At 51.4% G+C, this 24,898-nt stretch carries 25 protein-coding genes; 8 read left to right on the forward strand and 17 right to left on the reverse strand.

Annotated features, from left to right (window positions below; translation table 11 throughout):
- Nucleotides 1-10 precede the first annotated feature (10 nt).
- On the reverse strand, nucleotides 11-523 hold the full coding sequence (locus IEX02_RS19160; RefSeq protein WP_188699036.1) for a M23 family metallopeptidase: 513 nt from the start codon (nucleotides 521-523) through the stop codon (nucleotides 11-13).
- Entirely contained in the window at nucleotides 523-1,428 is a 906-nt protein-coding gene (rhlP, locus tag IEX02_RS19165) for a rhombotarget lipoprotein (RefSeq protein WP_188699039.1), read from the reverse strand. Before rhlP ends, IEX02_RS19160 begins: the two co-directional genes overlap by 1 nt.
- A 227-nt stretch (nucleotides 1,429-1,655) precedes the next feature.
- Here rhlP and IEX02_RS19170 point away from each other — a divergent pair, with 227 nt between their 5' ends.
- The 6 genes from IEX02_RS19170 (at nucleotide 1,656) to rsgA (ending at nucleotide 5,721) form a co-directional block, all read left to right on the forward strand.
- The gene (locus tag IEX02_RS19170; protein WP_188699041.1) at nucleotides 1,656-1,904 is read left to right on the forward strand and encodes a GlsB/YeaQ/YmgE family stress response membrane protein; all 249 of its coding nucleotides are present in this window, start codon (nucleotides 1,656-1,658) and stop codon (nucleotides 1,902-1,904) included.
- 149 nt (nucleotides 1,905-2,053) lie between these two features.
- Nucleotides 2,054-2,416, forward strand: a complete 363-nt coding sequence (locus IEX02_RS19175) for a hypothetical protein (RefSeq protein WP_188699043.1) — start codon at nucleotides 2,054-2,056, stop codon at nucleotides 2,414-2,416.
- A 103-nt stretch (nucleotides 2,417-2,519) separates the two neighbouring features.
- Nucleotides 2,520-3,251: an SDR family NAD(P)-dependent oxidoreductase gene (locus tag IEX02_RS19180; RefSeq protein WP_188699045.1), complete on the forward strand. Its 732-nt coding sequence runs from the start codon at nucleotides 2,520-2,522 to the stop codon at nucleotides 3,249-3,251.
- A 52-nt stretch (nucleotides 3,252-3,303) separates the two neighbouring features.
- Nucleotides 3,304-3,711 (forward strand): DUF2141 domain-containing protein, encoded by a 408-nt coding sequence (locus tag IEX02_RS19185; protein ID WP_188699047.1) that lies wholly within the window; start codon nucleotides 3,304-3,306, stop codon nucleotides 3,709-3,711.
- 15 nt (nucleotides 3,712-3,726) lie between these two features.
- On the forward strand, nucleotides 3,727-4,389 hold the full coding sequence (locus IEX02_RS19190) for a TVP38/TMEM64 family protein (RefSeq protein ID WP_188699049.1): 663 nt from the start codon (nucleotides 3,727-3,729) through the stop codon (nucleotides 4,387-4,389).
- 294 nt (nucleotides 4,390-4,683) lie between these two features.
- The gene (gene rsgA / locus IEX02_RS19195; RefSeq protein WP_188699051.1) at nucleotides 4,684-5,721 is read left to right on the forward strand and encodes a ribosome small subunit-dependent GTPase A; all 1,038 of its coding nucleotides are present in this window, start codon (nucleotides 4,684-4,686) and stop codon (nucleotides 5,719-5,721) included.
- A 56-nt stretch (nucleotides 5,722-5,777) separates the two neighbouring features.
- On the opposite strand, the gene IEX02_RS19200 is transcribed toward rsgA, so the two are convergent.
- The 3 genes from IEX02_RS19200 to IEX02_RS19210 all read right to left on the reverse strand — a co-directional run bounded on the left by IEX02_RS19200 (nucleotide 5,778) and on the right by IEX02_RS19210 (nucleotide 7,953).
- Nucleotides 5,778-6,359 (reverse strand): NAD(P)H-dependent oxidoreductase, encoded by a 582-nt coding sequence (locus IEX02_RS19200; RefSeq protein WP_188699053.1) that lies wholly within the window; start codon nucleotides 6,357-6,359, stop codon nucleotides 5,778-5,780.
- A 36-nt stretch (nucleotides 6,360-6,395) separates the two neighbouring features.
- Nucleotides 6,396-6,830, reverse strand: a complete 435-nt coding sequence (locus tag IEX02_RS19205; RefSeq protein WP_188699054.1) for an acetyltransferase — start codon at nucleotides 6,828-6,830, stop codon at nucleotides 6,396-6,398.
- 127 nt (nucleotides 6,831-6,957) lie between these two features.
- Nucleotides 6,958-7,953 (reverse strand): hypothetical protein, encoded by a 996-nt coding sequence (locus IEX02_RS19210; RefSeq protein WP_188699056.1) that lies wholly within the window; start codon nucleotides 7,951-7,953, stop codon nucleotides 6,958-6,960.
- A 206-nt stretch (nucleotides 7,954-8,159) separates the two neighbouring features.
- Between IEX02_RS19210 and IEX02_RS19215 the strand changes: the two genes are divergently transcribed.
- Nucleotides 8,160-9,197: an oxidoreductase gene (locus IEX02_RS19215; RefSeq protein WP_188699058.1), complete on the forward strand. Its 1,038-nt coding sequence runs from the start codon at nucleotides 8,160-8,162 to the stop codon at nucleotides 9,195-9,197.
- Nucleotides 9,198-9,291: 94 nt separating this feature from the next.
- Here the strand turns inward: IEX02_RS19215 and IEX02_RS19220 are convergent, their stop codons facing one another.
- From IEX02_RS19220 to IEX02_RS19275, 12 genes are all read right to left on the reverse strand, one after another.
- Nucleotides 9,292-12,390, reverse strand: coding sequence for an efflux RND transporter permease subunit (locus IEX02_RS19220; protein ID WP_188699059.1), 3,099 nt, complete (start codon nucleotides 12,388-12,390; stop codon nucleotides 9,292-9,294).
- Nucleotides 12,391-12,395: 5 nt separating this feature from the next.
- On the reverse strand, nucleotides 12,396-13,430 hold the full coding sequence (locus tag IEX02_RS19225; protein ID WP_188699061.1) for an efflux RND transporter periplasmic adaptor subunit: 1,035 nt from the start codon (nucleotides 13,428-13,430) through the stop codon (nucleotides 12,396-12,398).
- A 214-nt stretch (nucleotides 13,431-13,644) separates the two neighbouring features.
- Entirely contained in the window at nucleotides 13,645-15,012 is a 1,368-nt protein-coding gene (locus IEX02_RS19230) for an SLC13 family permease (RefSeq protein WP_188699063.1), read from the reverse strand.
- Nucleotides 15,002-15,991 carry a beta-N-acetylhexosaminidase gene (gene nagZ / locus IEX02_RS19235; RefSeq protein WP_188699064.1) on the reverse strand — a complete coding sequence of 330 codons (990 nt, stop codon included), beginning with the start codon at nucleotides 15,989-15,991 and terminating at the stop codon, nucleotides 15,002-15,004. Before nagZ ends, IEX02_RS19230 begins: the two co-directional genes overlap by 11 nt.
- Before the next feature lie 72 nt (nucleotides 15,992-16,063).
- Nucleotides 16,064-16,699 (reverse strand): PilZ domain-containing protein, encoded by a 636-nt coding sequence (locus tag IEX02_RS19240; RefSeq protein WP_188699065.1) that lies wholly within the window; start codon nucleotides 16,697-16,699, stop codon nucleotides 16,064-16,066.
- A 91-nt stretch (nucleotides 16,700-16,790) separates the two neighbouring features.
- Nucleotides 16,791-17,444, reverse strand: coding sequence for a PilZ domain-containing protein (locus IEX02_RS19245; RefSeq protein ID WP_188699066.1), 654 nt, complete (start codon nucleotides 17,442-17,444; stop codon nucleotides 16,791-16,793).
- Nucleotides 17,445-17,564: 120 nt separating this feature from the next.
- On the reverse strand, nucleotides 17,565-18,227 hold the full coding sequence (locus tag IEX02_RS19250; protein WP_188699067.1) for an SDR family oxidoreductase: 663 nt from the start codon (nucleotides 18,225-18,227) through the stop codon (nucleotides 17,565-17,567).
- An 11-nt stretch (nucleotides 18,228-18,238) separates the two neighbouring features.
- Nucleotides 18,239-18,994 carry a 3-deoxy-manno-octulosonate cytidylyltransferase gene (kdsB, locus tag IEX02_RS19255; RefSeq protein WP_188699068.1) on the reverse strand — a complete coding sequence of 252 codons (756 nt, stop codon included), beginning with the start codon at nucleotides 18,992-18,994 and terminating at the stop codon, nucleotides 18,239-18,241.
- 6 nt (nucleotides 18,995-19,000) lie between these two features.
- The gene (locus IEX02_RS19260; protein WP_188699069.1) at nucleotides 19,001-19,198 is read right to left on the reverse strand and encodes a Trm112 family protein; all 198 of its coding nucleotides are present in this window, start codon (nucleotides 19,196-19,198) and stop codon (nucleotides 19,001-19,003) included.
- Nucleotides 19,188-20,156, reverse strand: a complete 969-nt coding sequence (lpxK, locus tag IEX02_RS19265) for a tetraacyldisaccharide 4'-kinase (RefSeq protein ID WP_229702299.1) — start codon at nucleotides 20,154-20,156, stop codon at nucleotides 19,188-19,190. Before lpxK ends, IEX02_RS19260 begins: the two co-directional genes overlap by 11 nt.
- The gene (msbA, locus tag IEX02_RS19270; protein WP_188699071.1) at nucleotides 20,153-21,907 is read right to left on the reverse strand and encodes a lipid A export permease/ATP-binding protein MsbA; all 1,755 of its coding nucleotides are present in this window, start codon (nucleotides 21,905-21,907) and stop codon (nucleotides 20,153-20,155) included. Before msbA ends, lpxK begins: the two co-directional genes overlap by 4 nt.
- Before the next feature lie 107 nt (nucleotides 21,908-22,014).
- Nucleotides 22,015-24,276, reverse strand: coding sequence for a DNA internalization-related competence protein ComEC/Rec2 (locus IEX02_RS19275; protein WP_188699073.1), 2,262 nt, complete (start codon nucleotides 24,274-24,276; stop codon nucleotides 22,015-22,017).
- A 47-nt stretch (nucleotides 24,277-24,323) separates the two neighbouring features.
- On the opposite strand from IEX02_RS19275, the gene IEX02_RS19280 reads away from it, so the two are divergent.
- Nucleotides 24,324-24,860 carry a DUF2062 domain-containing protein gene (locus tag IEX02_RS19280; protein ID WP_188699075.1) on the forward strand — a complete coding sequence of 179 codons (537 nt, stop codon included), beginning with the start codon at nucleotides 24,324-24,326 and terminating at the stop codon, nucleotides 24,858-24,860.
- The last annotated feature ends 38 nt before the right edge of the window (nucleotides 24,861-24,898 follow it).

The raw sequence follows: 24,898 nt of genomic DNA on the forward strand, positions 1-24,898 counted from the left end.
GCTATTCCAGCTATGGACTGGCGCGGGTGAAATATTCGATGGGATTCAGATAGAAAGCTTTCTTATAGCCTTGAGTGGTTGTGTCCATGCGCCAGGGAATAGGCAGCAATGACAGCAGGCTGTAATGCAGATGTGACGCCTTGCCTTTGGCATTGCCGGTGCTACCCACAGTTCCTATGGGTTCGCCCCTGGCAACCAAGCCAGCTTGCGCTGTAATTTCGGCCAGATGTGCATAGTAATGTATGCGCCATTTAGGCCCTATGGCCAACACCACCTTGCCACCTTTGGCAATCTCTCCTTTGTACAAAATCCATTGATGAGTAGCAGCAATTACCGGCGTGCCTTCACTGGCAAAAATATCCACGCCTTTATGTACCCCGGAGCTGCCCCAGGGCTCATACCAAAAGGTGTCTTTATGCCAGTCCTTTGCTGTGGCGTTTTTAACCGGTATAGCCACAGGCTCAGGCAGCATAAAACCAGCAAGTATTGCCACCATCACTGTGCCTGCCATCCATTTACCCATCAGTGGCTGCCAACTCCTTTGCTTGAAGGCATATGCTTTGCGTCGAAAGCGTTCTGCGTACTCAGGTTATCGGCACGATTATTGAACCCAGCCCTAATCACCAGCAGAACAAATCCGCTCAGTAATAAGATAAGCCCCATAGCACCACCACCTGAATAGTTCTCGCTATGCTGAATCTTGGCAATCTTCTCTTCTTTTACTCTGGTTTTAAAGCGGGCCAGTTCGGCGTCGAGGTTAGTGCTCATATCCGCCACCGCCAGGTGAAAACCTTGCATTGATTTCTCCGCTAAGGTGTCATCAACCCCAATAGCCGTGGTTCTTTTCTCCAGTTTGTTGATACCCGGCGCCCTGAACAGCATTTTGCGGCTTTTTACATCAAACACAGCAGTATCCACAAAGGTCTGCACAGAATTTTCGTTACCGGGGATCAGGTACATTCCCACTATGGTCCAATACAGCACGGCAGCATTGTTTTCCAGTGACTGCGTCACCTGATCATAGGACACCAACGCCATGACATCCACATCATAAAGCCTGGCCACTTGCTCCAATGAGGTAAACCCCTTTCCACCTTTGAGGTAAGTGCTGGGGATCACCTCAATACGGTCAATATAGTCATACTGCATAAAGGACTGTTTAACCCTTTCGAGTAATTCAAGCTGATCTTTACTTTGGATCTCATCATGCTGCCAATGGCTGGAAGGCACAAAGGCCAATCCCACTTTCACCGGCAAGGTTAACACCGGTATCTGAGGCTGATGTGCCTCACGGCTTTGCCCATCGGGATATAAATAGTCAACCAGACTGCTGGCCTTAGTTCGCTGGCCGCTGTTCTGGCTGACCAAAGCACTGCAAGAGGCCAGTAACACAACACTGAGTATTACTGTATAGATTCTGTACTTCATAGGTATTCCTTTGATTTTGCTTACAAAAGGTCGCCACGCTCTGGCAAGCCATCCATATTTATAGGCCAACTGTTTGTACCATGCCTGGAGGCACTTGACCATCTGTGCTGCTGATAAGCGCCGTCGCGGCTTGACATACAGATCCCCGCCCCTGAGGGCATAAAGCACTTTACATCAGCGCTAAAACAGGCACATTGGTAGAGCAATTCAATAACAAGAGGTGCACTATGGGATTTTTCTCGTGGATTATTATGGGACTGATTGTTGGGGTGTTGGCAAAATGGATTATGCCAGGCAAGGATCCCGGCGGGCTGATTGTGACTATTATTATCGGCATTGTCGGTGCCTTTGTGGGCGGTTTTATCGCCTCATTGCTCGGCTTCGGCGGCTTTAGCGGTTTTAATCTGTACAGTGTCTTAATCTCGGTTGGCGGTGCACTGCTGCTGCTTTATCTGTACCGGGTTATTAAGAAGTAACATTTGAGGGCTGCGCGCAATACAACAGGCGATATCTGTTTTGGCCTAAACCACGCAGCCCTTCTCATCACTTCCTATCCCAATCCATTGCCTATCGAAACCGACCTTAGCGCAGTGCTACACTGTCGCAAAAAACAGGATCTATGAAGATGCTCGACAAGCTTCGCGTAGTAGCGATTAAGCTGCGATGGCTGAGACCTTTTTTATCGCTGGTTGGTTTAGCGTCACTGGCGGTATTTATTTACGTATTATTACTAAGTGGCAGTAGCAGTCAGGACAGCCTATTGATACCCAGCATTCTCACCTTGCTATGGAGCGGCATAAGTTACTGGTTTATCACTGCCTTTAGCCGCCTGCCTAGGCGCCCTTCCCCGCGTCAAAACTGGTCGGTACGCATGAAAATTCGCTTTATCCGAGGTTTTTATCTGCTCTTAATGCTAACTGCAGCCTGTCTGACCATGGTGGTAGTCTTTATCAGTATTCGCGGTATTAACCTTTGGCTGCAAAGTTAAGCCTCATTTAACTTTTTCATGCCCCTTAACCCAGGTTAAGGCTGCCATCCGGATAAGGGGCTTAAATGCACTCAAGAACACATTTGAGTGCATTGATTACCCCATGTTATCTAACAAAACCCTGCTGATCACCGGCGCAACATCCGGTATCGGCTATGAGTTGGTGCGCCAGCTCGCCCCGCATAATCACATTCTGGCGATTGCCAGAGACGAAGCCAAGCTGGTCGCCCTTACGCAGCGTTTTGCCGGTATACAGACCTATTCTGCGGATCTCAGTGACCAGCAGGTTTTCCCGTCACTGTGTCAAAGTATTCTCAGCGACTATCCGAAAATTGATGTGCTTATCAACAATGCCGCCGTGCAGTTTACCCCAAGGCTGTTGGACGACGACTTTTGCTATGCATCTATTGCACAGGAAGTGACCCTAAACTTCACCGCAGTGTGTGCCTTGAGTTACCTGCTTCTGCCCGCTTTACTGCAATCAGGTAAACCAAGTTACATCCTCAATATCAACTCCGGGCTGGCCCTTGCTCCGAAAACCCAATCAGCGGTTTATTGCGCCAGTAAGGCGGCCCTGAACAGCTTTTCCCAAAGCCTGGGTTACCAACTTGAACATACCCAAGTCAGCGTTTTACAGGCTTTTCTGCCGTTGGTGGACACCCCAATGACTCAAGGGCGCGGCAACAACAAGTTATCTGTTCAACAGGCAGCACAGGCCATTATCCACGGCCTTGAACTAGGTAAAAGGCAACATGACATCGGCAAAGTTAAGTTACTTCGCTTGCTGCTGCGCATCGCACCGGCATTGGCTCGCCACCTGATGAAAGGACACTAGCAACATGAAACATCCCTCTCGTTTTCCAGCTACAGCATATAAAGGACTTATGATGGCGTTACTCTTTTCTCCTTTTACCACCCAGGCGCTGACCGTGAAAGTTAGCCAGATTGACACCGCCCGTCAGGGACAAATTATGGTAATACTGTTTGCTAAAGACGGCTTTCCCAAAGATCACAGCAAAGCATTAAGTATCCAAACCGAACCCGTAACAGCCGATGCCAACAGCATGTTGTTTCATTTCCCGCAAAGCCCCGGGGAATTTGCTATCAAAGTGCTGCATGACGAGGATATGAACAACCAGGTCACTAAAAACTGGACGGGAGTGTGGCCCGCAGAAGGCCTCGGGTTTTCCAATGGTGCCCGGGTGCGGCTTACCGGTGCCCCCTCGTTTAACGATGCCAGATTAACCTTATCCAGCCCGCCGGATGTTATCGATATCTCGGTTATCTACCCGTAATCACAGGATGCCCTTATGAAAGCCTTACTCACCCTGGTATTGCCGCTGGTGCTGGTATTTGCCTGTACTTTTGTGATTATCAAATCCACGGGGCTGTTGACGATTGAGCAAATTCGCCTGTGGCTGGAAGCCGCCCGGCATGCAAATCCCCTGCTTGTTAGCAGTATTGTGGTCGCCCTGCTATTTGCGGACCTATTTATTGCTGTACCGACCCTGACCATTATCATCCTCAGTGGCTATTTCCTTGGCCCACTGGCGGGGGCGCTGTCGGCCATTTTCGGTTTATCTCTGGCCGGAATGGGTGGCTACGGCATCAGCTACCACTATGGTGATAAGTTGATAAGGATGCTGCAAAAAGATGCCTCCAAACGTCAGCAAGCGGTCGACACCTTTGCTCAGCATGGGCCAATGTTAATCCTGCTGGCGCGCGCCCTGCCTATTTTGCCCGAAGTGACATCCTGCCTGGCCGGTATCAGTAGAATGCGCTTTGCTAAGTTTATGCTGCTGTGGCTATGCAGCACTGTGCCTTATGCCGTGATAGGTGCTTATGCAGGGGCCATAAGCAGCCTGGAAAATCCTAAACCCGCTATATTCACCGCCATAGGCATGAGCACCTTACTCTGGCTGGGATGGCTAGTAGCAAAACGGCGAATATCGCCAGCACCTTGCAAGCTATAGTTGGGTCAAAAACACTGTCGCCAATGCCCATAATAGTTGTTATGCTGAAGGCCGCTGAGTAACACTATTCTTAAAGGAGAGTTTGATGATTGTCGTATTTACCCACCCGGCAAAGGTTGCTGAGTAACGTCACTGCTGTCGCTTTCCTCGGCCCATTTTCTGCCTTTGCCCGGTGCGTTCTAACCGGGACCTCTGACTATTAATAAACTCGGTTTTATTTAAACCAGTGTCTTGTGGTTCCTATGCATTTTATCTCTGTGTGCAGAGCCTTTGCTTTGTGCATAAGGAAATCATATGAATTTATCCCTTTCTCAACTGGGCTGGCAGGCGTTTTTTCAACAACAACTTAGCCTGCAAGAGTTTGAGCAACTTAATATCGCGCGCCTAATTGCCCATCATCGTAATGAATATGTCCTGGCCTCTGAGCAAGGCAAGCATCACTTGGCGCTCACTGCGGCTCTACCTGTCATGACTATTGGTGATTGGCTACTGCTCAATACTGATGGGCAGTTTGTGCGGCTGCTGGAACGTAAGTCGGTATTTAAACGTAAAGCCGCTGGCAGCCAGTTAGCCGAACAATTAATCAGTGCCAATGTGGATACTTTACTGATTGTCAGCTCGCTGAATCAGGACTTTAAGCTAAGTCGCATAGAGCGCTATCTGACCCTCGCTTATGAAGCGGGTGTCGACCCTGTGGTGGTGCTTACCAAGTTGGATCTGTGCCACGACGCTGAAGAAAAACACCGTTTAGTACAGCAGTTAGATCCCATGTTGATCGTGGAGTCGGTCAATGCATTGGATGACAACAGTTGCAAGTCGCTATTGTCTTGGTGCAAACCCGGCAAGACCTTGGCGGTCATGGGCTCTTCCGGGGTGGGGAAATCCACCCTGGTAAACACCTTAAGCGGTGAACATGGACAGAAAACCGCGGCTATTCGTGAGGATGACAGTAAAGGACGTCACACCACCACGGCTCGCTCTATGCACTTTTTGCCCGCCGGGGCGGTACTGATTGATACCCCAGGAATGCGCGAGCTGCAGTTAAGTGAGGGTGAGGATGGTATACGCCGCACTTTTGCTGATATCGATGTGCTTGCCGAGCAGTGCCGTTTTAAAGACTGTCAGCATATGGGTGAACCGGGTTGTGCGGTGGAATTGGCCATTAATAGCGGTGAACTGGATCCTCGCCGCTTAGTCAACTACCACAAGCTACAGGCTGAACTACGCAGAAACCGCAGTTCACTGCAGGAACGGCGCGCCAAGGACAGGGAGTTTGGCAAGATGATCAAAAGGTTAGTCCCGGTTATACGGCACAATAAAAAGGGCTACTAATCACAAATCTAAAGGTCACCTTCAGGTGACCTTTTGTTTGCTTGAGTCAAAGCCGGTTAAAAACGCTGACAAATCTTCTTCACAAAGGCTTCAATACGCTGCTTGTCGACCTTTTCACTTTGATAAAGCGATAACATGCTGAAGCGACATTTAGCCGCACAGGCACCCAGTAATGCGGTTTTCAAAATACGCCGTACTGGTCTGAACATAACCAGCCTATCCACCCACCAAGGGGAACCCAAGGTAGTAACCACTTTCATTTCTTTAAGATGTTGTAAACGGGGCTGAATGGCACCCAAATCGGATGCATGGTCATAAGCATGCCCTGGTGCCCACACCCGATCAAACCAGCCTTTTAGTATGGCCGGAAAGCCAAACCACCAGGTTGGAAAAACCAGCACCAGCGACTCGGCCCGTTTAAGCTGAGCAATATCCTGTGCAAGCAGTGAATCATCAAACTCGGGTTGATAATAGCTTTGCCGTTCAGTTTGCGTGAGGGCGGGCTGAAATGCCTCCAGGTAAAGATTTTTAACCTCCACCTGATGGCCTTGGCGCTTAAGATGCGCAATAGTTTGTGCGGCCAAATGGGCGCAAAGACTGTTATCCAGCGGGTGGGCAACAACAACTAAGGTGTTCACTTCAAGTTTCCTTGTGAAAGAAATCAGCTAAAAAAATCAGGCTAACGCCAGATGCAGCAGCGGAAAGGGATTACCCTGCCCGTCCAGTTCACTGCGTCCCACTTGCGCAAAGCCCATACGTAAGTAAAAACCAATGGCCTGTGGGTTTTGTTCGTTTACATCCACCTTAGTCACTCCCTGATGTGCAATAGCATGGCGGCAAAGCGCGCTGCCCACACCCAGCCCTCGCTGTTCTGGCTTGATAAACAGCATTTCCAGACTCTCATCAGCAACCCCGCTAAACCCCAGCAATGCACCGGCATCACTGCGCGCCGCGGTTAAACGTACCGCGTCGAAATATTGCTCAAGGATAAGAGGCTTAAGCGCAAGAATATCGGCTTCACTAAGAAAATCGTGGGTTGCGCGCACCGAGGCTTCCCAAATCTGAATAAGCTGCGGGTAGTCATTACGACTCACTGAAACTAATTGCATATGTACTTCCTTTTGAGTGAGGCCGAGCAATTTACCCAACTTATCAATATCAATGGCAGACTATTATGGTGTTTTTCACCTTCCCGTGGTGTGCGCCCAGCAGCGAACAGGGGCAAATACGCAGCCCCTAATGCCCAAAAGCCGCAGAGATGCACTTCTTCACTGCAAAGGAAAAACCAAGCGGAGCGTCAGGTTGCTCAATAACCTGAAGAATTTCATAATCATTCAGCTCCACTACCCGGGCACCATCATCCAGTTGGCAGCGAGAAAAGCTGTTTGACTCAAAAAAGTACACAAAATTAGCCACTGCCAGGCGGGTCACGCTGCGGTAATCACAGCTTTTAATGCCGCAGGAGAGGGTCTTATCCCCTGACTTGATATGCAGGCCGAAACTGGCACTGCGTTCCTCTTCGAGCTCTGTAGGGACAGCTATAGACGCATTATCATGATCGGACAGATTGTCAGTCGCTGCCGCAGCGCCCCGCCCTTTGATAAAATCCGTAAGACTGGAGGAGATCTGAGGGCGCTGTGTTAGCTGACTGGAGTCCTGCACGGCTTCCATCAGGTTAATCAGCACCACAGTAGACAGCAGTAACCTCACCAAGGTAGTACTAATGGGGTAACGGCCCTGGCTAAACAGCCGCATCCCTTTTTCACCAAAGGGCTTGGCCAATAAAATGGCTATCAAATATAGGGGTAGCAAAATCTGAAACAGTAAAAGCACAACCAGGCTGACACTGATGGCCCAGGTGGGAAACAGCAGTAAAACAGCAAAGTTATGGCTGTAACTCAGGTTATCTGCCGCCACGCCGGTGACATCATTCACCAGCCCCGCTGCACCGGCCACGGCAAAATTAGCGATGGCGGCATAAAACAGCAGAATCAGTGCCCTGCCAGCCAAGGACTCCCACCAGCGAACAAACTTAGGCCAAAACTCCAGCAGTAAAGCAATACCAGTCACCAGTGCCACCATCCAGCCTTGATGAAATGGCAATAACACTAAGGCCAATAGATACAACTTTTGGCTTAAGGTCAGCCAGTTCCAGCGACGTGCTATAGCGCGCCAATAGGACTGGTACCTTTTGGGCTTTTCCTGCTTGAGCAAATTAACCGCATCTTCCATTATGATTTCGCCTCTATCGTCTTCGGCTGCAGGCCGAGGAGTCTACTGTAATCAAGGTGTTAAGAAAATACTGTGACTGAACGCAGCAGGCGTCTTTTATTAACCTTAGAGTCAAGTTGCCAGCCCCTTGATTGGTCTGCAGCACACTTGGCAGCGCGCCTGGCCCCTGTTTTAATAGCCCCCTTTGCTCAGCACGGTATATTGCCATGTCAACCCCCATTCGCACCGCGGTTATCGGCTTTGGCCTGTCTGCCAAGGTATTTCACTTACCCTTTATTCAAGCATCAGCACGTTTCAGCCTTACCGCTATCAGCTCAACTCAATCTGACGCGGTGCGACAGGCATTTCCACATACGGTCTGCTTTGGTGACGCCAAACAACTGATTGACCAGGCAGAGTGCGAACTGGTGATTATCACCGCGCCGAACCAGGCGCATTTTGAACTTGCTCAGTATGCGCTGTCACAAGGCAAGCATGTGCTGGTAGAAAAGCCCTTGACCGTTAGCAGCCAGGAAGCGCAACAACTTATTGACCTGGCAACACACCAAGGTAAGGTTCTGGCGCCCTTCCATAACCGGCGCTGGGATGGTGACTTTCTCACCGTTAAACAGTTGATTGAAACAGAAGCCCTTGGCGAGGTGCGATTATTTGAGTCTCACTTTGATCGCTTTCGCCCTACACCCCAACAGCGCTGGCGGGAAAACAGTGAAACGGGCTCCGGTATCCTTTATGACTTGGGACCACACCTGATTGACCAGGCACTGGCTCTGTTTGGCCCGCCCGAGGCAATAACGGCCAGGGTATTGGCCATGCGACCGGCTGCCCGGGCGGTGGACTACTTTCACCTGCAACTGCATTACCCCAACAAGGAGGTTATATTGCACGCCGATCCCTATCAGGCCGGCCCTAATCCAAGATTTAAAGTGCAAGGCAACAAAGGCACTTTTATTAAATTTGGTCTGGATCCTCAGGAAGCGCGTTTAAGGGCGGGTGTCCTGCCCATTGAGCCAACCTGGGCAGAGGAAACAACAGAGCAGTTTGGTACCTTATATCTCCCTGAGGAGCACCAGGTTGTCTCAACCCAAACCGGGGGCTACCAGCATCTATTTAGTAATCTTGCCGATGCCATCGATAAGAAGGCCTCGTTATTGGTCAGCGCACAACAGGCACTACTGGGCATAAAAATCATAGAATCTGCCCTGCAAAGTCACTTAGATGGACGAACCCTGGCATTCAGACCATAAAAGCTGCACATCGCCGCTCCTTCGCATCCATGCGACCGTGCCATACCGTTCGTCCTGAACATAAAAGCCCGGCGTGTGTGCCGGGCGTTTTTTATCAGTGTTCCAGGGCTTCTACCGCTTCAAGCTCACGTTCCAATCGCACACTTTCATCGGCGCGCGGTTTGGTAAAGCGGGCCAGGGCCAAATACAGCACCGGGGTTAAATACAAGGTAAACACCACCGCCAGCCCCAAGCCACCAAATACCACCCAGCCGATGGCATTGCGCGCTTCGGCCCCTGCACCTACCGAGAGGATCAATGGCAAACCGCCCAGAATAGTAGAGAACAAGGTCATGGCAATGGGGCGCAAACGGATCACCGCGGCCTTTTCCACCGCGTCACGCACACTCAAGCCTTTGTCGCGCAACTGGTCGGCAAACTCCACCAGCAAAATGGAGTTTTTCGCCAACAGACCAATCAACATCACCAGACCTATCTGCGAATAGATATTGATGGACGTACCGGTTAAAAATAGCGCCAGCAGCGCCGCAGCAATACCAAAAGGTACCGTCAGCATCACCACTATGGCACTGTTAACGCTTTCAAACTGCGCAGCCAATACCAGCAAGACAATCACAAAGGCCAGCACATAAGTGAGCACCACCTCGTTGGCGGTCTCCTCAAAGGTCAGCGCCTCGCCCTTAAACACCAAGGCAATATTGCTTGGCAGGCTTTGCTCCGCCAGGCCTCTGAGTTTTTCCACCGCATCACTCATAGCCATTTCTGCGGGCAGTTCCATATCCAGACCAATAGCACGGCGCTGAGCGTGACGTTCAAGCTCTGCTGCCACCCCTTCCTCGCTAATACTAGCCAGGCTGGATAAGGGCACCAACTGGCCACTACGCGAGCCCACATAGAGGTTTGATAAATCACTGGGATCATTGATGGTGTGATTCTGTGCTTGCAGCATAATAGGAATAGATTGGTCACCCACATTCAAATCCGCCACATCATCACCATTAATGGCGCTGCGCAAGGTGGTGGAAATATCCGACAATGACACACCCAGCTCTTCGGCCCGGCGTCTGTCGATATTCACCCTAAGCTGTGGCTGGGTGGGTTTATAGGAAATATTCACCTTACCCACATCCGGCATGTTTTGTTCTATGACCCTGGCAAAATCCAGTGCGGCGGCGTAAATTCCTGCGTAGTTTTCACCGGTCAGGGCCAGCTCAATGCCGCCGCCCTGGCCACGTAAATTCAGGCTGTTGGAACCAAAAGCACGCCCAGGTGCACCAGGATTCTGACCAAGGGAGCCGCGAATTTCGTTAATAATATCCTGCTGACTGTGGCTACGTTCGCTCCAGTCTTTAAGGGGCACGGTAATAAATACGATATTGGGATCCCACTGCCCCACCACGGTATAGATAGAGTCAATATCCCCGCCATCCACATAAGGCAGCAGCACTTCTTCCATGGCCCTGGCTTGTCTGTCCATAAAGTTCAGCCCCACGCCATCTGGACCTCGGGCAAAAATACGTATCTTGCCCCTGTCCTCACTGGGAAGTAATTCATTTTCCAGATGCTGATATAAGGCACTGGCTGCACCGGCCGCCAAAATACAGGCAAAAAAGGTCAGCCAGGCGTGCTCAAGCACCCAACGCAAACTGCGGCTGTAACCATTTAGCAAACGCTGGCCTATACCGGTAAACACATGACTGCCGCCATTTTTTACCGGTAATCTGGCCGTTAATGCAGGTACCAGAGACAGCGCCACAAAAGACGAGATAATCACCGCGCCAGCCAGCACCCCACCAAACTCGCGGAACAATCTTCCCGCCGTTGACGGTAAAAACGCAATAGGCACGAATACCGCGGCCAGCACCGCAGTGGTGGCCACCACCGCAAAAAACACCTCGCGGCTACCAATGACCGCGGCGGCGCGGGCCCCGAGCCCCATTCCGCGGCGACGCTGAATATTTTCCGATACCACAATGGCATCATCAACGATAAGTCCGGTTGCCAGTACCAAGGCTAATAGGGTCAAAATATTCACGGAGAAACCCAGAGCCCAGATAATGGCCAGCGATCCGACCAAAGCCACCGGAATCGACAAGGCCGGTACAATAGTGGCGCGCCAGGAGCCGATAAACACCCACAAGGTGGCAATAACCAGCAAAATGGTCAGCCCCAACGAGGTGATAACTTCTTCAACCGAGCCACGGATAAACTGCGCATCATCAGAGGTGATCTGAAACTTAAGTTCAGGAAAACGTGCTTCCAGCCGCTTCACCATGGCCAGCACTTCGTCTGAGATCTCTATGGTATTGGAGCGGGCCTGGCGAATAACTTCCAAACCTATGACGGGTCTGCCGTCCAAACGCACGAAACTTCTCGCATCTGCCGGGCCAAAATACACTGAGGCAATATCACCGATACGGGTATCGCCGCGCACCACAATATCTTCCACCTGTTCGGCGGTCACCGACGTGGCATCGGCACGTACAATCAACGTTTGGTCAGTGGAGCGCAGGCTACCTGCCGGCACATCAAAAGGTGCCTGGCGCAGCACCGCGGCGACATCAGGTACGGTCAGACCAAAACTGGTTAAACGTAATGGGTCAATCATGACCCGAAGAACCCGCTCACGGTCGCCGTTAAGGCGCACATCGGCCACCCCGGGAATACTTAAAAACAACGGCGCCAGATCGGTTTCCACCCGCTCGGTCAGTGCTTCAAGTTCGAGTTTGTCGCTGGATACCGCCAGGCTCACCACGGATTCGGCGTCGTTATCGGCCTTGATAATAGACAAACGCTCCACATCATCGGGTAGCTGTCGCTGCACCCGGCTCACCGCTTCGCGGGTTTCATTGGCAGCATTGTCCAGATCGATACCAGGACGGAATTCCACCATCACCCTGGCATTGCCTTCCTCGGAATTGGCGCGAATGCTTTTTACCCCGCTAACCCTGGCCACCGCTCCTTCCAGACGACTGGTGACTTCAGTATCCACGGTTTCCGGTGAACCACCGGGGAAATTGGCGGTAACAGTTACAATCGGCCGATCAACGTCTGGCAACTCGCGCACTTCAACACCGTTGATGGCGGCAAAACCGGCAATAATGATCAACAGGTTGAGCACTACAATCAGCACCGGGCGGCGAATGGACAGCGAAGGCAGATCGCTGGTTTGTAAGTATTGTTTAAAACTCATGTTGCTTACCCGTTGGCGATAGTGACGGCCTGGCCTTCACGCAAACTCTGGATCCCCTCGGTAATCAATTGCTCATCTTCTCCCAAGGCGCCAGATACCAGTAATCGGCCTTTCAGACGCTGCTTAATCTGCACTTCCACGCGCTGGGCTTTGCCTTCTCTTGCCACCCACACGTAAGCGCCGTTGGCGCCCCAGGCCAGCGCCACTTCGGGTACCACGGCATGCTTGTCGCCTTGCATATTCAGCTCAACGCGAAAACTCATGCCAGGGCGGTAAACATCGCTTTGATTATCAATAATGGCGCGTACCGCCAGGGTACGACTGGTGGTATCTATACGTGAGTCCAACTCCGCAATCTTGGCCTGAATTTCAATCCCCTGACTTTGCCAGGGCTTGAGAGTTAAGCTCGCGCCCGCGTGCAGCATATCCAAGGCCGCTTCCGGCGCTCGGAAGTTAACATATAGCTGGGCACGGCTATCTATACTGGTAATAGCGGTTTGCAGATTGATTCGGTCCCCTACTTCCACCTCGGTCAGCCCCACTACCCCGTCAAAAGGCGCCAGTACCGAACGGTCCTGCAACTCCACTTTGGCTTCATCCAATTGCACTTTAGCCAGATCGCGCTGGGTTACCGCATCATCCAACTGACTTTGGGCAATAGCGCCGCGTTTGCGACTGTCGGTTAAGCGCTCCACCGTGCGCTCGGCATCGGCCAATAAGATAGTGGCCCGCTCTACGGCCACTTTTTGGCGCCTGGCATCCAGTTCTAACAGCACTTGCCCTTTGCTGACCCTGTCACCGGGCTTAAAATGCACAGCCACTACCCGGTCGGCCACCGCCGGATATAGCACCACAGAATGCAAAGCTTCGGCGGTGCCTACCGCTTCAACCCGACTGGTTTCATGTTCAAACTTAAGATCGGTGGCCAAAACTCTGGCGGCTCGAGGGCCACCTGGCGCTCCCTGAGCACTTAAAGTACTGGAATAGCCGGCCAGCACCAGCAAACACCCGCATACCGCCGCAGGCATGGAAAGCTTCATGAAATATCCTTGATACTTAGTTGCAAGCTCTCGTTATTACGTGAGCTGTTTATATTTGGATTCAAACGGGTACGGACTATAAAGCAAGTCCTGAAAAACGCCTCCCAAACTTCGACCAATAGAAGGCGCTGAGAGTTAATTTACTATTCTTTGACCTGGCATTATCGACCTTGACGAATTCTTTACACTTGCGCCCTAGGATTGATGTTCTACATCAGGCCAGGGCGACATATATCACCAGACTAACGACAACGGCCACCAACAGGTTCAGCATCAAACCTTCCCGCGCCATGGTTCTAATAGATACCTTATCGGTACTGTACACTATGGCATTGGGTGCCGTGGCAACCGGCAACATAAAAGCACAGCTGGCGCTGATGGCCGCAGGGATCATCAAAAGTTTAGGGTCTACCCCTGCTGCCACACCGGCAGTGGCGAGAATAGGCATCAGCAAGGTGGCAGTTGCCGTATTGGAAGTGATCTCGGTCAAAAAGGTCACAAACAAACACAAAGCCAGAATCAGCAGCAGCACAGGAAGTTCAGATAAGCCGCCCAACCACTGCCCCATAGCAGCACTTAAACCAGAGGCATCAAAAGCCTTGGCGACACAGATCCCTCCGGCAAATAACAACAGCATCCCCCAGGGAATATCATTGGCGGTTTTCCAATCCAGGAGTTTTTCACCGGCTTCTTTACCTGTGGGGGTTAAAAACATGGCCACCACGCCAGCCAAAGCGATGGTGCTGTCACCGACCGACTCAAGACCCAGCCATTCGGTCCAATAGGGACGGAAAATCCAGGCTGCCGCCACCACTGAAAACACATATAACACACGTTTCTCGCCGCTATCCCAGCGTCCCGCTGCCGGTATCTGCAGATTGTTCAGCGCCCCCAATCCCCGGGTCAGCCACAACGCCATCAATGGAATAGCGATCAGCACTATGGGTACGCCAAAGCTCATCCAATCCAGAAAGCTGATTTCTTTGCCCTGAGACTGACTGTAAACACTCATAAAAATGATATTTGGCGGCGTGCCAATAGGCGTGCCGACCCCACCCAAACTGGCAGAGTACGCAATACCCAATAAAATAGCTGCCGCCAGACGCGGCTCCTGCACCCTGGCGATAACGGCCAGCGCAATAGGCAATAACATCAAGGTGGTGGCGGTGTTGGAAATCCACATAGACAGCAGTGCCGCGGTAAGCATAAATCCCAATACCAAACGTCTGGCACTGTCAGCCCCGGTGAGTTTGACCATGTAAAAGGCAAAGCGACTGTGCACATTGGATTTCTCCAACGCTTTAGAGAGCATAAAGGCCCCCATCAGCAGAATAATGACATGACTTCCCAGCGAAGACGCCGCCTGTTGATGGGTGAGCACCCCTGTCATGGGAAAGGCAGCGAAGGGGATAAGGGACGTTGCCGGAATAGGCAGCGCCTCGGTGATCCAGTAAAACGCCGTCAGTAAGGTGATACTGGCTGTCCAGATAATGGGTAAAGGCAGACCTTGCTGATACAAAATCCCCCACAACAACGCCGCCAATATTGGACCAGACAGCAATAACGAGGTTTTAACCGGCATGTAGTGATTCCATCGCTGAATTGGCAGTTTGCCATAGTGTTTTTGTACGTAATGCAGAGAGACTGGGAGCGTCGGACTTGCGTAGCGTATTCAAGCGTTCACTAGCCTGGTAGCTACTTGGTAACGCATCCAAAACGGCGATAGCACCGTCCCGGTTGCCACAAACCAACACCATATCGCATCCGGCATCCAGGGCCAGGCGGGCCTTCTCGGCAAATTCACGAGTATTGCTAACACTGGCACTCAAGTTGCCGGAGAACACCACGCCGTCAAAGTCTAATTCCTTGCGCAAAATATCCCGTAACCAGCGACGAGAGTAACAAGCCAACAACTTATCTACCGCCGGATACTGCACATGGGCCACCATCACGGCATCCAACAAGTTTTGCTGCTGCATGGCCTGAAACACCCGCAGATCATGGTGGCGAATCTCTGCCAGGGGCCTGGGGTCGACGCGCTTTTCGGCGTCCTGCACATAACCAAGCCCAGGGAAATGCTTGCCAACGGTTTTCATACCCGCCTCATGCATGCCTTTGGCGTAGCTGGCGGCCATTTCAATAACCTGCTGCGATTTGCTGTGAAACGCACGCCCGGCAACCAAGGGGGAGGGGCCAAGAATATCCAGCACAGGACCAAAGGACAGATCGATATCCAATGCCAGCAATTCCGCCGCCGTTAGCCATCCGGCCTGATAAGCCAAATGACAGGCGTTATCCAACTGCCCTTCTGCGCATCTGAATAACGACGATAAAGGGGGCAAAGGACTCAGCCCGACTTTCAACACCTGACCTGTACCGCCTTCTTGTTCAATACCAATCAACAGCGTATTACGTGCAGATGCACGGGTCTGGGTGATTAATTCACGGAGTTGTTCAAGATTATAAAAGTTACATCTGGTTAATATTATGCCGCCAACCAATGGATGATCCAGAATGTCTTTTTCTTCTTCGCTCAGCTCATGACCAGCCAAGTCAAGCATCAGGGGGCCCATGGCCTTCCTCTCTGTTTACAGGTTTCAACACTTTAAATAATTGTAAACAAAAGGCAATGCTCAGGGTAAATTCTGTACCCAGGCCTGAGGAGCGGCAAACTGCATGCCGACGCTCACGCCATCCCGCCCTTCCCGATGGTTGCGCACATGGGCAATGAGAGGCTGTGTTGGAGATTGTGTGCATTCTATGGCCAACGAAACGTCAGCCTTGTCCCAGTCTTGCAGTTCGGGAGCCTCAGGCAGCAGCAGCCGGCACCCCCCTTCGGATATATCGGTGATCTGGCCAACATAGCTTTTATCGGCAAAGGTAGCAGTGACGGGCAGATTAACCTCATTGCGCGCGGTGTCGCGCAGACTGCGTTTAGCCACATCCTCAGGGAAGCTCAGGAAAATCAGATGATCGGGAAAGCGCAGTAACTGTAAAACTTCGGCTTTAAAAGCGAAGATGGTACCCAACTCGTCTTCAACCAGGTAACGACAGACCACCGCCATACCAGTTAACTGCTCGCCTAACGGCCAGTTTTGTGGCTCAAAGCGAAGCGCGATATAGCGGCCAATACGCAGTCCCATCAACTCGGCATGGTAGCGACGTTTTTGCAGCTCGAGAAGTTGTACGTCGACGCGCATCCCAAAGGTTAAATGTTGGATCCAATAGTGGTCATCGGCCTTGTCAGATTCGTTGAACGTTGGCTGCATGATTCAACTCCTCTAGGCTGTGGCGCTGTGCAGGAAATAGGAAAGGTAATGCCGCCAACGGCGGCACAATCTAGCAACTAGTAAAGTGCAATCAGAGTGAAATGTCCAAGTCCGGCTGCACTTCGTCAAACTGCACACCGATAGTCAGAAAACCATCCTGCATTTTTGAATTTCTGACCATCCCACTGACTTCCTTTTGGATACCCCGTTCAGGCCAGTCGATACGAATCAAAATGGGCAGTAGATTAACCTTACGCCCCGTATGAGAGGCATCAAACTGAAAGCGACAGCCCTTAGCGGACAGATCAATCAGCGCACCATCAAAAGACGGAGAGACGCCCTGGGTACTACGTAATGAAATAGAGGCAGGTATCTTCAAGCTCTGACGCTTGGTGGCTCGCAGTGGTCGGCGGTGAATTTCACGAGGAAACGCCATAAACAAAAGTTTATCGGGACGCCTTAAGGTATTGACGATTTCACTCTTAAAGGCAAAGCATTCGCCCAGACTGTCTTCGATTAAGAACCGGCAGACGGCAATTAACCCGGTGCAATTCATACTTTGTGGAATGACAAATTCGTCAAACCGAATAATCAGATAGCGGCCAAACCGGTAACCTATTAACTCACTTTGAAAACGACTGTCGTATTGATCCAAAAGTTGAATATCAATACGCGTACCATTGTGGACGTGGCTTAACCACTCCTTGTCCTGCTCTGAACAGGCTTGGATGATGACATTCTGCAATCTAACTATCCTGCATTCTGATGAGCACACATCGATTACAAAGTGCCACGCTTAGTGACACTTTGTTAACTTATAGCAGGATCAATTGCAGAACAAGCCAGCAAAGAGAATTTTTGTAGATTACCAGGGTAAGGCGTCACCGTTGGCATGCCAAAACTGGCCAGAGTTATCCAGAGTAAGGGCTTCGATGCGCTGCACCAAACGCGATGCAGAAACCTCAGCTGACACATCGCCGCCAAAATTTACCATCTGCGTCTGCACATAACCTGGATGCAATAAGGCAACGGCAATACCACGCTGGGCAAGGTCGCGAGCCATGGAGACACCAGCGGCATTCAGCGCCGCCTTAGACATACGATAACCATAATAGCCACCCGAACCGTTATCAGCCATGGAGCCCATACGGCTGGTGATCATGGCAATCTTGCCGCCTTTTTGCATATGAGTAGCCAACAATTGGCTAACCATCAACGGCCCTAGCGCATTCACGCGGAATTGATGTTCCACACTGGCAGGATCGGGGCGATCAAAACTTTCGTTACCCAACACACCGGCATTATTAATCAGAATATCAATCTGTACGTTGGCCAAGGGTTCGAGCGCTTTCGCCAGACCGGTAATATCGGCCACATCTACACCTTCAAGAACCTCGGCGCCGCTTTGTTTAAGTTCATCGCTGGCATGCCGGCACAGACCGAATACCTTATCCCCACGCTGCAAAAATTGTTGCACCAGTGCCAGACCAATTCCACGGCCCGCACCGGTAATGACGACGGTTGCCATTGTCTTCTCCTCTAGCTCAACTGGCTTAACACGCGAGCCAGGTCTTCGGGGGTATCAATCCCCGCTGGTGGCGCCTGAAGAGCCACATCAACATGGATTTTTTCGCCATGCCACAACACCCTTAGCTGCTCCAGCGACTCAATCTGCTCAAGTCCGGACGGCGCCATATTCACATATTGCTTAATAAAACCTGCCCGATAAGCATAGATGCCAATATGACGAAGGTAATAATCGCCAATCTCATCAATACTGTCGGCGTCGAGAAAACGCGCCCTGTCATAAGGAATAGTGGCACGGCTGAAATACAGCGCGTAGCCCAGCTTATCCGTAACCACCTTGACCACATTGGGGTTAAATAGCTCTTCCACATCGCTCAACCGTACTGCCAGGGTAGCCATCTCAGCCTGAGCATGCTGGCTTAAGTTCTCTGCCACCTGCTGGATAATGGCGGCGGGCACAAAAGGTTCGTCCCCCTGCACATTGACCACAATTTCCTCTGCATCCAGGCCAAGCACTTCCACCACTTCAGCCAAACGTTCGGTGCCTGACTCATGATGACGGCCGGTCATACAAACCTGCCCACCGAAGCTCTTCACCACCTCGCTGATACGTTCGTCATCGGTGGCCACCACCACCCGACTGGCGCCTGACTCCAGCGCACGTTCCACCACATGTTGGATCATGGGCTTGCCATCAATATCCACCAGAGGTTTACCGGGAAAACGGCTAGAAGCATAACGGGCCGGAATAATGCAGGTAAATTTCATGGTTTATCAGCCTTTAATCTGTTCAAGTTCATCTAAGGACAAACTACGGGCCTCATTTTCCAGCATCACAGGAATGTTATCGCGAATGGGAAAAGCCAGGCGATCAAAACGGCAGACCAACTCGGCGTTGTCGGCCTGATAAATCAGCTTACCCTTACATGTTGGACACGCCAGAATGTCCAGTAACTTCTTGTCAAATGCCATGAATTTTTTCCAGCAATCGTTGTTTAAATTGTTCGGTTAACTTAGCACTTACCGGTAAGTACCACCATTGGGACTTTGCAAAATCGCGACACTTCACCGCGTCTTTTTCGGTCATCAATACCAGGTCATCCGGTATATCGCCGTCCTTAAACGGATGATGATCGGCAAACACCAGGCGCTCTTTTAATTTAACCTGCCGGGTCGCCAACAGTTTGAAGAAACGTTCTGGGTTGCCTATACCGGCCATAGCGATGGCCGGACGCTTTAATTCAGAAATAGATTGGGTCTGACTGGGATACTTCACATTCACCAGTTGGCCTGGCTCCAATGACATCAAGTATTCACCTTCCTGTGCGACGCCACCGTTGACGACCACAAAGTCCACCGTTTTCATCCGCCAAAGACCTTCGCGAAGTGGGCCCATAGGCAGTAAATGGCCATTACCGTTGCGTCTGGCCCCATCCATCACCAGAATTTCGATATCCCGCGCCAAACGGTAGTGCTGTAGGCCATCGTCACACACAATGATATTGCACTTATGTTGTTCAATCAGATATTGCGCGCCGCGCACTCTGTCTGGAGCCACCACCATAGGGCACCCGATGTGATGTCGCATCATCACAGGCTCATCCCCTACCAACTTAGGATCGCTGTTCATTGACAGGCTATAAGGGTAATACGGCGCTTTGCCACCATAACCACGACTCACAACACCAGGGTGAAAGCCCTGCTGTTTCAGAAGCTGACACAAGCGGATCACCATAGGGGTCTTACCATTGCCCCCCACCGAGATATTGCCCACCACAATTACCGGCGCAGCGACCTTAATACTGCGCTTAATGCCCAGTCGAAACAGCCAGCGCCGCGTAGCGGACAACAACCAGAATATTAAGCTCAGCGGCAGTAACAGCCAGATCAACACATCAGGCTGATACCAACGTTTTTCCAACCAACTCACGATTCGCCCATTCCTTCCTTGAACTGCATTTTATGCAGCAGTGCATAGGCACCGTCTTTTTCCAGTAAGGTTTTATGGTTGCCTTGCTCCAGGATACGCCCCTGGTCAATGACTAATATCTCATCGGCATTTTCAATAGTGGATAAACGGTGCGCTACCAAAATACTGGTTCTGTCCTGCTGAAGTTTATCCAAGGCGTCCTGAATCAGCCGCTCGGACTCGGTATCCAGGGCCGACGTGGCCTCGTCCAGTATCAAAATGGGCGCATCACGCAGAATAGCCCGGGCAATGGCGATACGCTGACGCTGGCCACCGGATAACATCAACCCATTCTCACCAATGTTAGTGTCCAGTCCATCCGGCAACTGCTCGACAAATTCCATCACATGGGCAATTTTGGCCGCTTCTTCGATTTTGGCACGGCTGACGGAGCTATCCGCACCATAGGCAATGTTATTGGCAATGCTGTCGTTAAATAACGTGACATGCTGAGACACCAGGGCGAACTGGCGCCGCAAATCTTTCAGACAAATATCATTAAGTTCATGGCCATCCAGACTGATACCGCCCTTCTCCACCTGGTAAAAACGCGTTAACAGGCTGGATATAGTGGATTTACCGCTTCCCGAACGCCCCACCAATGCCAGGCTCTTGCCGGGTGCTACATGAAAGCTGATGCCTTTTAAGGCATTACTGTTTTTACCCGGGTAGGCAAAATCCACATTATCAAAACGAATATCGCCGAGGGCGCGCGCTATATGAACGGTGCCGTTGTCCTGCTCACGCTGCTCATCCAGCACTTCAAACACACTGGCACAGGCTGCCATACCACGCTGAAACTCGGCATTAACCGTGGTGAGCTGTTTAAGGGGTTTGAGTAGCATGGTCATACTCACCACCACAGAGGTAAACACACCGGCGGTAAGGTTCTCAATCATGCCCGGGGTACTGGCCAAATACAGCACCACGGCCAATGCAATAGAGGCAATGATCTGAATGCTGGATTCACTTAACAGTCTTGACACTACCAGCTTCATGTTCTGCTGTCGGTTATGGTTATTACGCTCAGCGAAGCGCTCTTCTTCTAGTTTCTGGCCGCCGAACATCAGCACCACTTTATGGCCCTTTATAACCTGTTCCACCACATTGGTAACGCTACCCATGGCCTTTTGAATATTACGACTGACCAGGCGAAAACGTTTACTGACCACAGACACTATCACTGCCACCACAGGGCCGATTAGCAAAAAGATCAGTGACAGCTGCCAGGAGTGATAGAACATAATGGCCAGCAGGTACACCACCAAAGCACCCTCGCGCACTAGGGTTAACAATGCTTTACCCGCGGCGTTAGCCACCTGCTCGGTATCGTAAATCACCTTGGAAATCATCTGTCCGGAGGAATGCTGATCATGATAGGACACCGGCAGATGCATATATTGATTAAAGAGCTGCTGGCGCATACGCATCACCACCTGATTGCCCACCCAGGACAAACTGTAGCTGCCCATAAAGTTGAACAAACCACGCAGAATAAATAGCGGCAGTACCAGATAGGCAGCCAGACGCAAGTAGTCCACATTGCCTTTGACCAGGCTTTCATCAATCAGTGGCTGCATCTGGAAAATAACAAAGGCATCCACGGCCGAATAACCAATCATGCCAACAATGGCCATCACAAAGGCCAGCTTAAACTCGCGCAGATAACGAAGAAAGCGCGGAAAAACGGAAGCGCTGATTTTTTTACTCATGAGACAGGACAGACTTTCCATTGACGCCCGCGTTAGCCGGGCCGAATCGACCTATTGTAACCGCCAGCTAATAATTCCCCAACTATCAATAGTTTTTTGTACAAATTTTAGTCCAAAGTGCCGGGGATTGATGATTGCATGTACCATTGATTGTGACGGGATTGACGCACAGCCTGAATGTGAATACGTCCCTTGTTGACATAAAAGCGTAACTGTCCGGTGTCGGCCGTTTGATAAGTATGCACGCCAGCTTCTTGATAGGCCGCCAGCACTTCAGGCCGCGGAAAGCCCCAGCGATTAAAGCGCGCCTGACTGAAAACCACATACTGTGGTTGCACTGCGGCAATAAACGCCTCAGACGATGAGGTAGCACTGCCATGGTGCGGCGCAAGCAAAATCTGCGCTTGCAAATCAACCGCCCCAACTAACTGCTTTTCCACCGTATTTTCAATATCTCCCGATAGCAACAAGGCAGTTTGACCATCGCTGACTTTTAATACGCAGGACAAATTATTCTGGCTGCCAGTTTGGTTGTCTGGGGGCCATAGCACCTCCAGCCTTAACCCTTGCCACTGCTGTTGCCAGCCAGCCCGACAACGCCCCAGATTGGTAACCAATCCCGACACCGGCATATGCGCCAGAATATCCTGCAATCCCCCGGCATGATCATTGTCCTGATGACTGATAAACAACCAGTCCAAACGACGGATGCCCAGTGCCCGCAAGGAAGGCAATATTTGCGCTTGCGCTGCACTGCCACCCGAAAAATAAGCAGGCCCGGTGTCATACAGTAAGGCCCGGCCCTGACGGTGCACTATGACCGCCAGCCCCTGTCCAACATCCAACACCTCAATTCGCCAGCCGGGTTCGCGGCTTGGCAACCAGGCGCTAAGCAGCGGTATCAACAACACCACCGCCAAGGCGCGATGCACTAAGCCTTGCGGTAAAGCAAGCCATATACAGGCAAACAGCGCACACAACCATACCCAGCCGGACCAGGCCGGTACCAGCAGCGCGCTGTGCATCAGGCTTTCTATCACTGAGATCCCATTTAATCCCAGACTGACTAACTGATCTGCCACAGAATACAGCGCTTGCCCCCACGCTCTATCGAGCACCAAAAACAGCAACGCCAGCAAGCACAGGGGCAGCAATAGCAAGGTAACATAAGGCACCGCCAGCAGATTCACCAGCGGCGATACCAGAGATACCACACCGAACTGCCAGGCAACCAGCGGCAACATCAACAGACTTAATGCCAACTGCATACGCAACATGGTCTGCCCAGCGGTTAGCAGTGACCAGTTTCGTCGCCGGTTCGGCCAGCGCCAGAACACCAGATAAATGACCAACACCGCGGTAAAACTCAGCCAGAAACTTAAGGACAGCAGACTAAGAGGAAACAACAGTACAAACAGCGATAAACAGACCAGCAGAAGACGTGCCGGACGCCAATACAGATTACTCCTGAGCAACAACACCAGCATAACCAACATCAGCCAGGCGCGTACCGTCGGCAGGCTAAATCCGGCCAGCGCGGCATAACCGCAGGACAACAGCAGCGCCACTCCAAGGGCCAACAAGTGCAGGTTAATGCGCTGTTTTTTTCTTCCCAGTATCGGACCCATTACCCACACCATCAGGGTATAGGCAAAGGCCGACACCATACCCAGATGCAAACCAGAAATAGCAATTAGGTGAGCAATACCGGTCCGTTGTACCAACCACCAATCCTGCGTGGTTAGCCAGCCCCGATAACCCAAACTAAGGGCCGCCAGCCAGGCTTTGTGCTTCAGCTCCAAGCTGGCAAAACGATCCAGCCACCATTGCCTGATTGTCGGCGCCTCGGTCAATAGCTCTGCCTGGCGGTCACTAACCACATAACCACTGGCGCGGATCCCCTGTGCGAACATCCATTGTTGGTAATTAAAGCCACCCAGATTAAGGCTGGCATGCGGTGGTCTAAGCTTTACCGCCAGGCGAACTCGCTGCCCCTGTTTGAGCGGCCACGCTGGGGAACGCCAGCTTAACCTCAGTCGCACATCACGCCACAGTGCGGTATCGTCCAGTCGTGTTAACCTTAAGGTAAAACGACTTGGGGAGGTATTGCTTAGCAAGGTTTCCACTTGCCCTTCCACCAGTACAACTTGTCGGATCTTGTCGTTTGGGAGTTGCCAGGCAAGCTGCCAATGGCCTACACTCGCCATCCAGATCATGCCGGTCAGTAGACCGGACAATACCCAATGGCGTCCATAAGCAAACCATAAGGCGCCAAACAGCAGAACAGGTAACAACCAGGCGGCAGGAAGCTCAGGTAACAGCAGCGTTAACGCGCTTGCTGTCATAAAACTGAAAAGCCAACCATCCATAGTTATGTCGCCTTTACGCTTGGGCTGTGCCCGAATCAGAGATGTTTATGCCGAAGAAAATGATTAAGCGCTTTTTACCCAGCCATGAGTCCATTAAGGAACAAAAAGCCCTTAAAGTCTTCGGAACCTTGCTACATGACGCCAACCTCTGGCATTTGAACCGCAAGTCAGCCTGCGGGGCATTTGGCTTGGGGTTGTTTTTTGCCTTTTGGCCGGTGCCTTTTCAAATGTGGCTATCGGCAGCCTGCGCTATTCCTCTGCGAGTCAATCTGCCGCTATCCGTTGCCACTGTGTGGATCACCAACCCTTTCACTATGCCGCCGATTTTCTATGGTGCTTATCTGGTAGGGGTCAGTGTACTGGGCCAGCCCCCGCAGGAATTTACCTTTCAACTAAGCTGGGACTGGGTGGTACAAAGCCTGGAGACCATAGGTCCAGCCTTTTTATTAGGCTGCGGGATTTGTGCCATTGCGGCCGGCTTGCTGGGGTATTTTGGGATGAATCTGCTGTGGCGCTATTCGGTTAACAAAGCCTGGAAAAAACGCCAGCAACGTAATCTGAATCGAATGACCCACCGCCTGTAAGTCCCACACTCATAGCATAGCCCTTAGTGGCAGCGGTT

It is taken from the genome of Bowmanella pacifica, from assembly GCF_014645355.1.
GTDB classification, from domain to species: Bacteria; Pseudomonadota; Gammaproteobacteria; order Enterobacterales; family Alteromonadaceae; genus Bowmanella; species Bowmanella pacifica.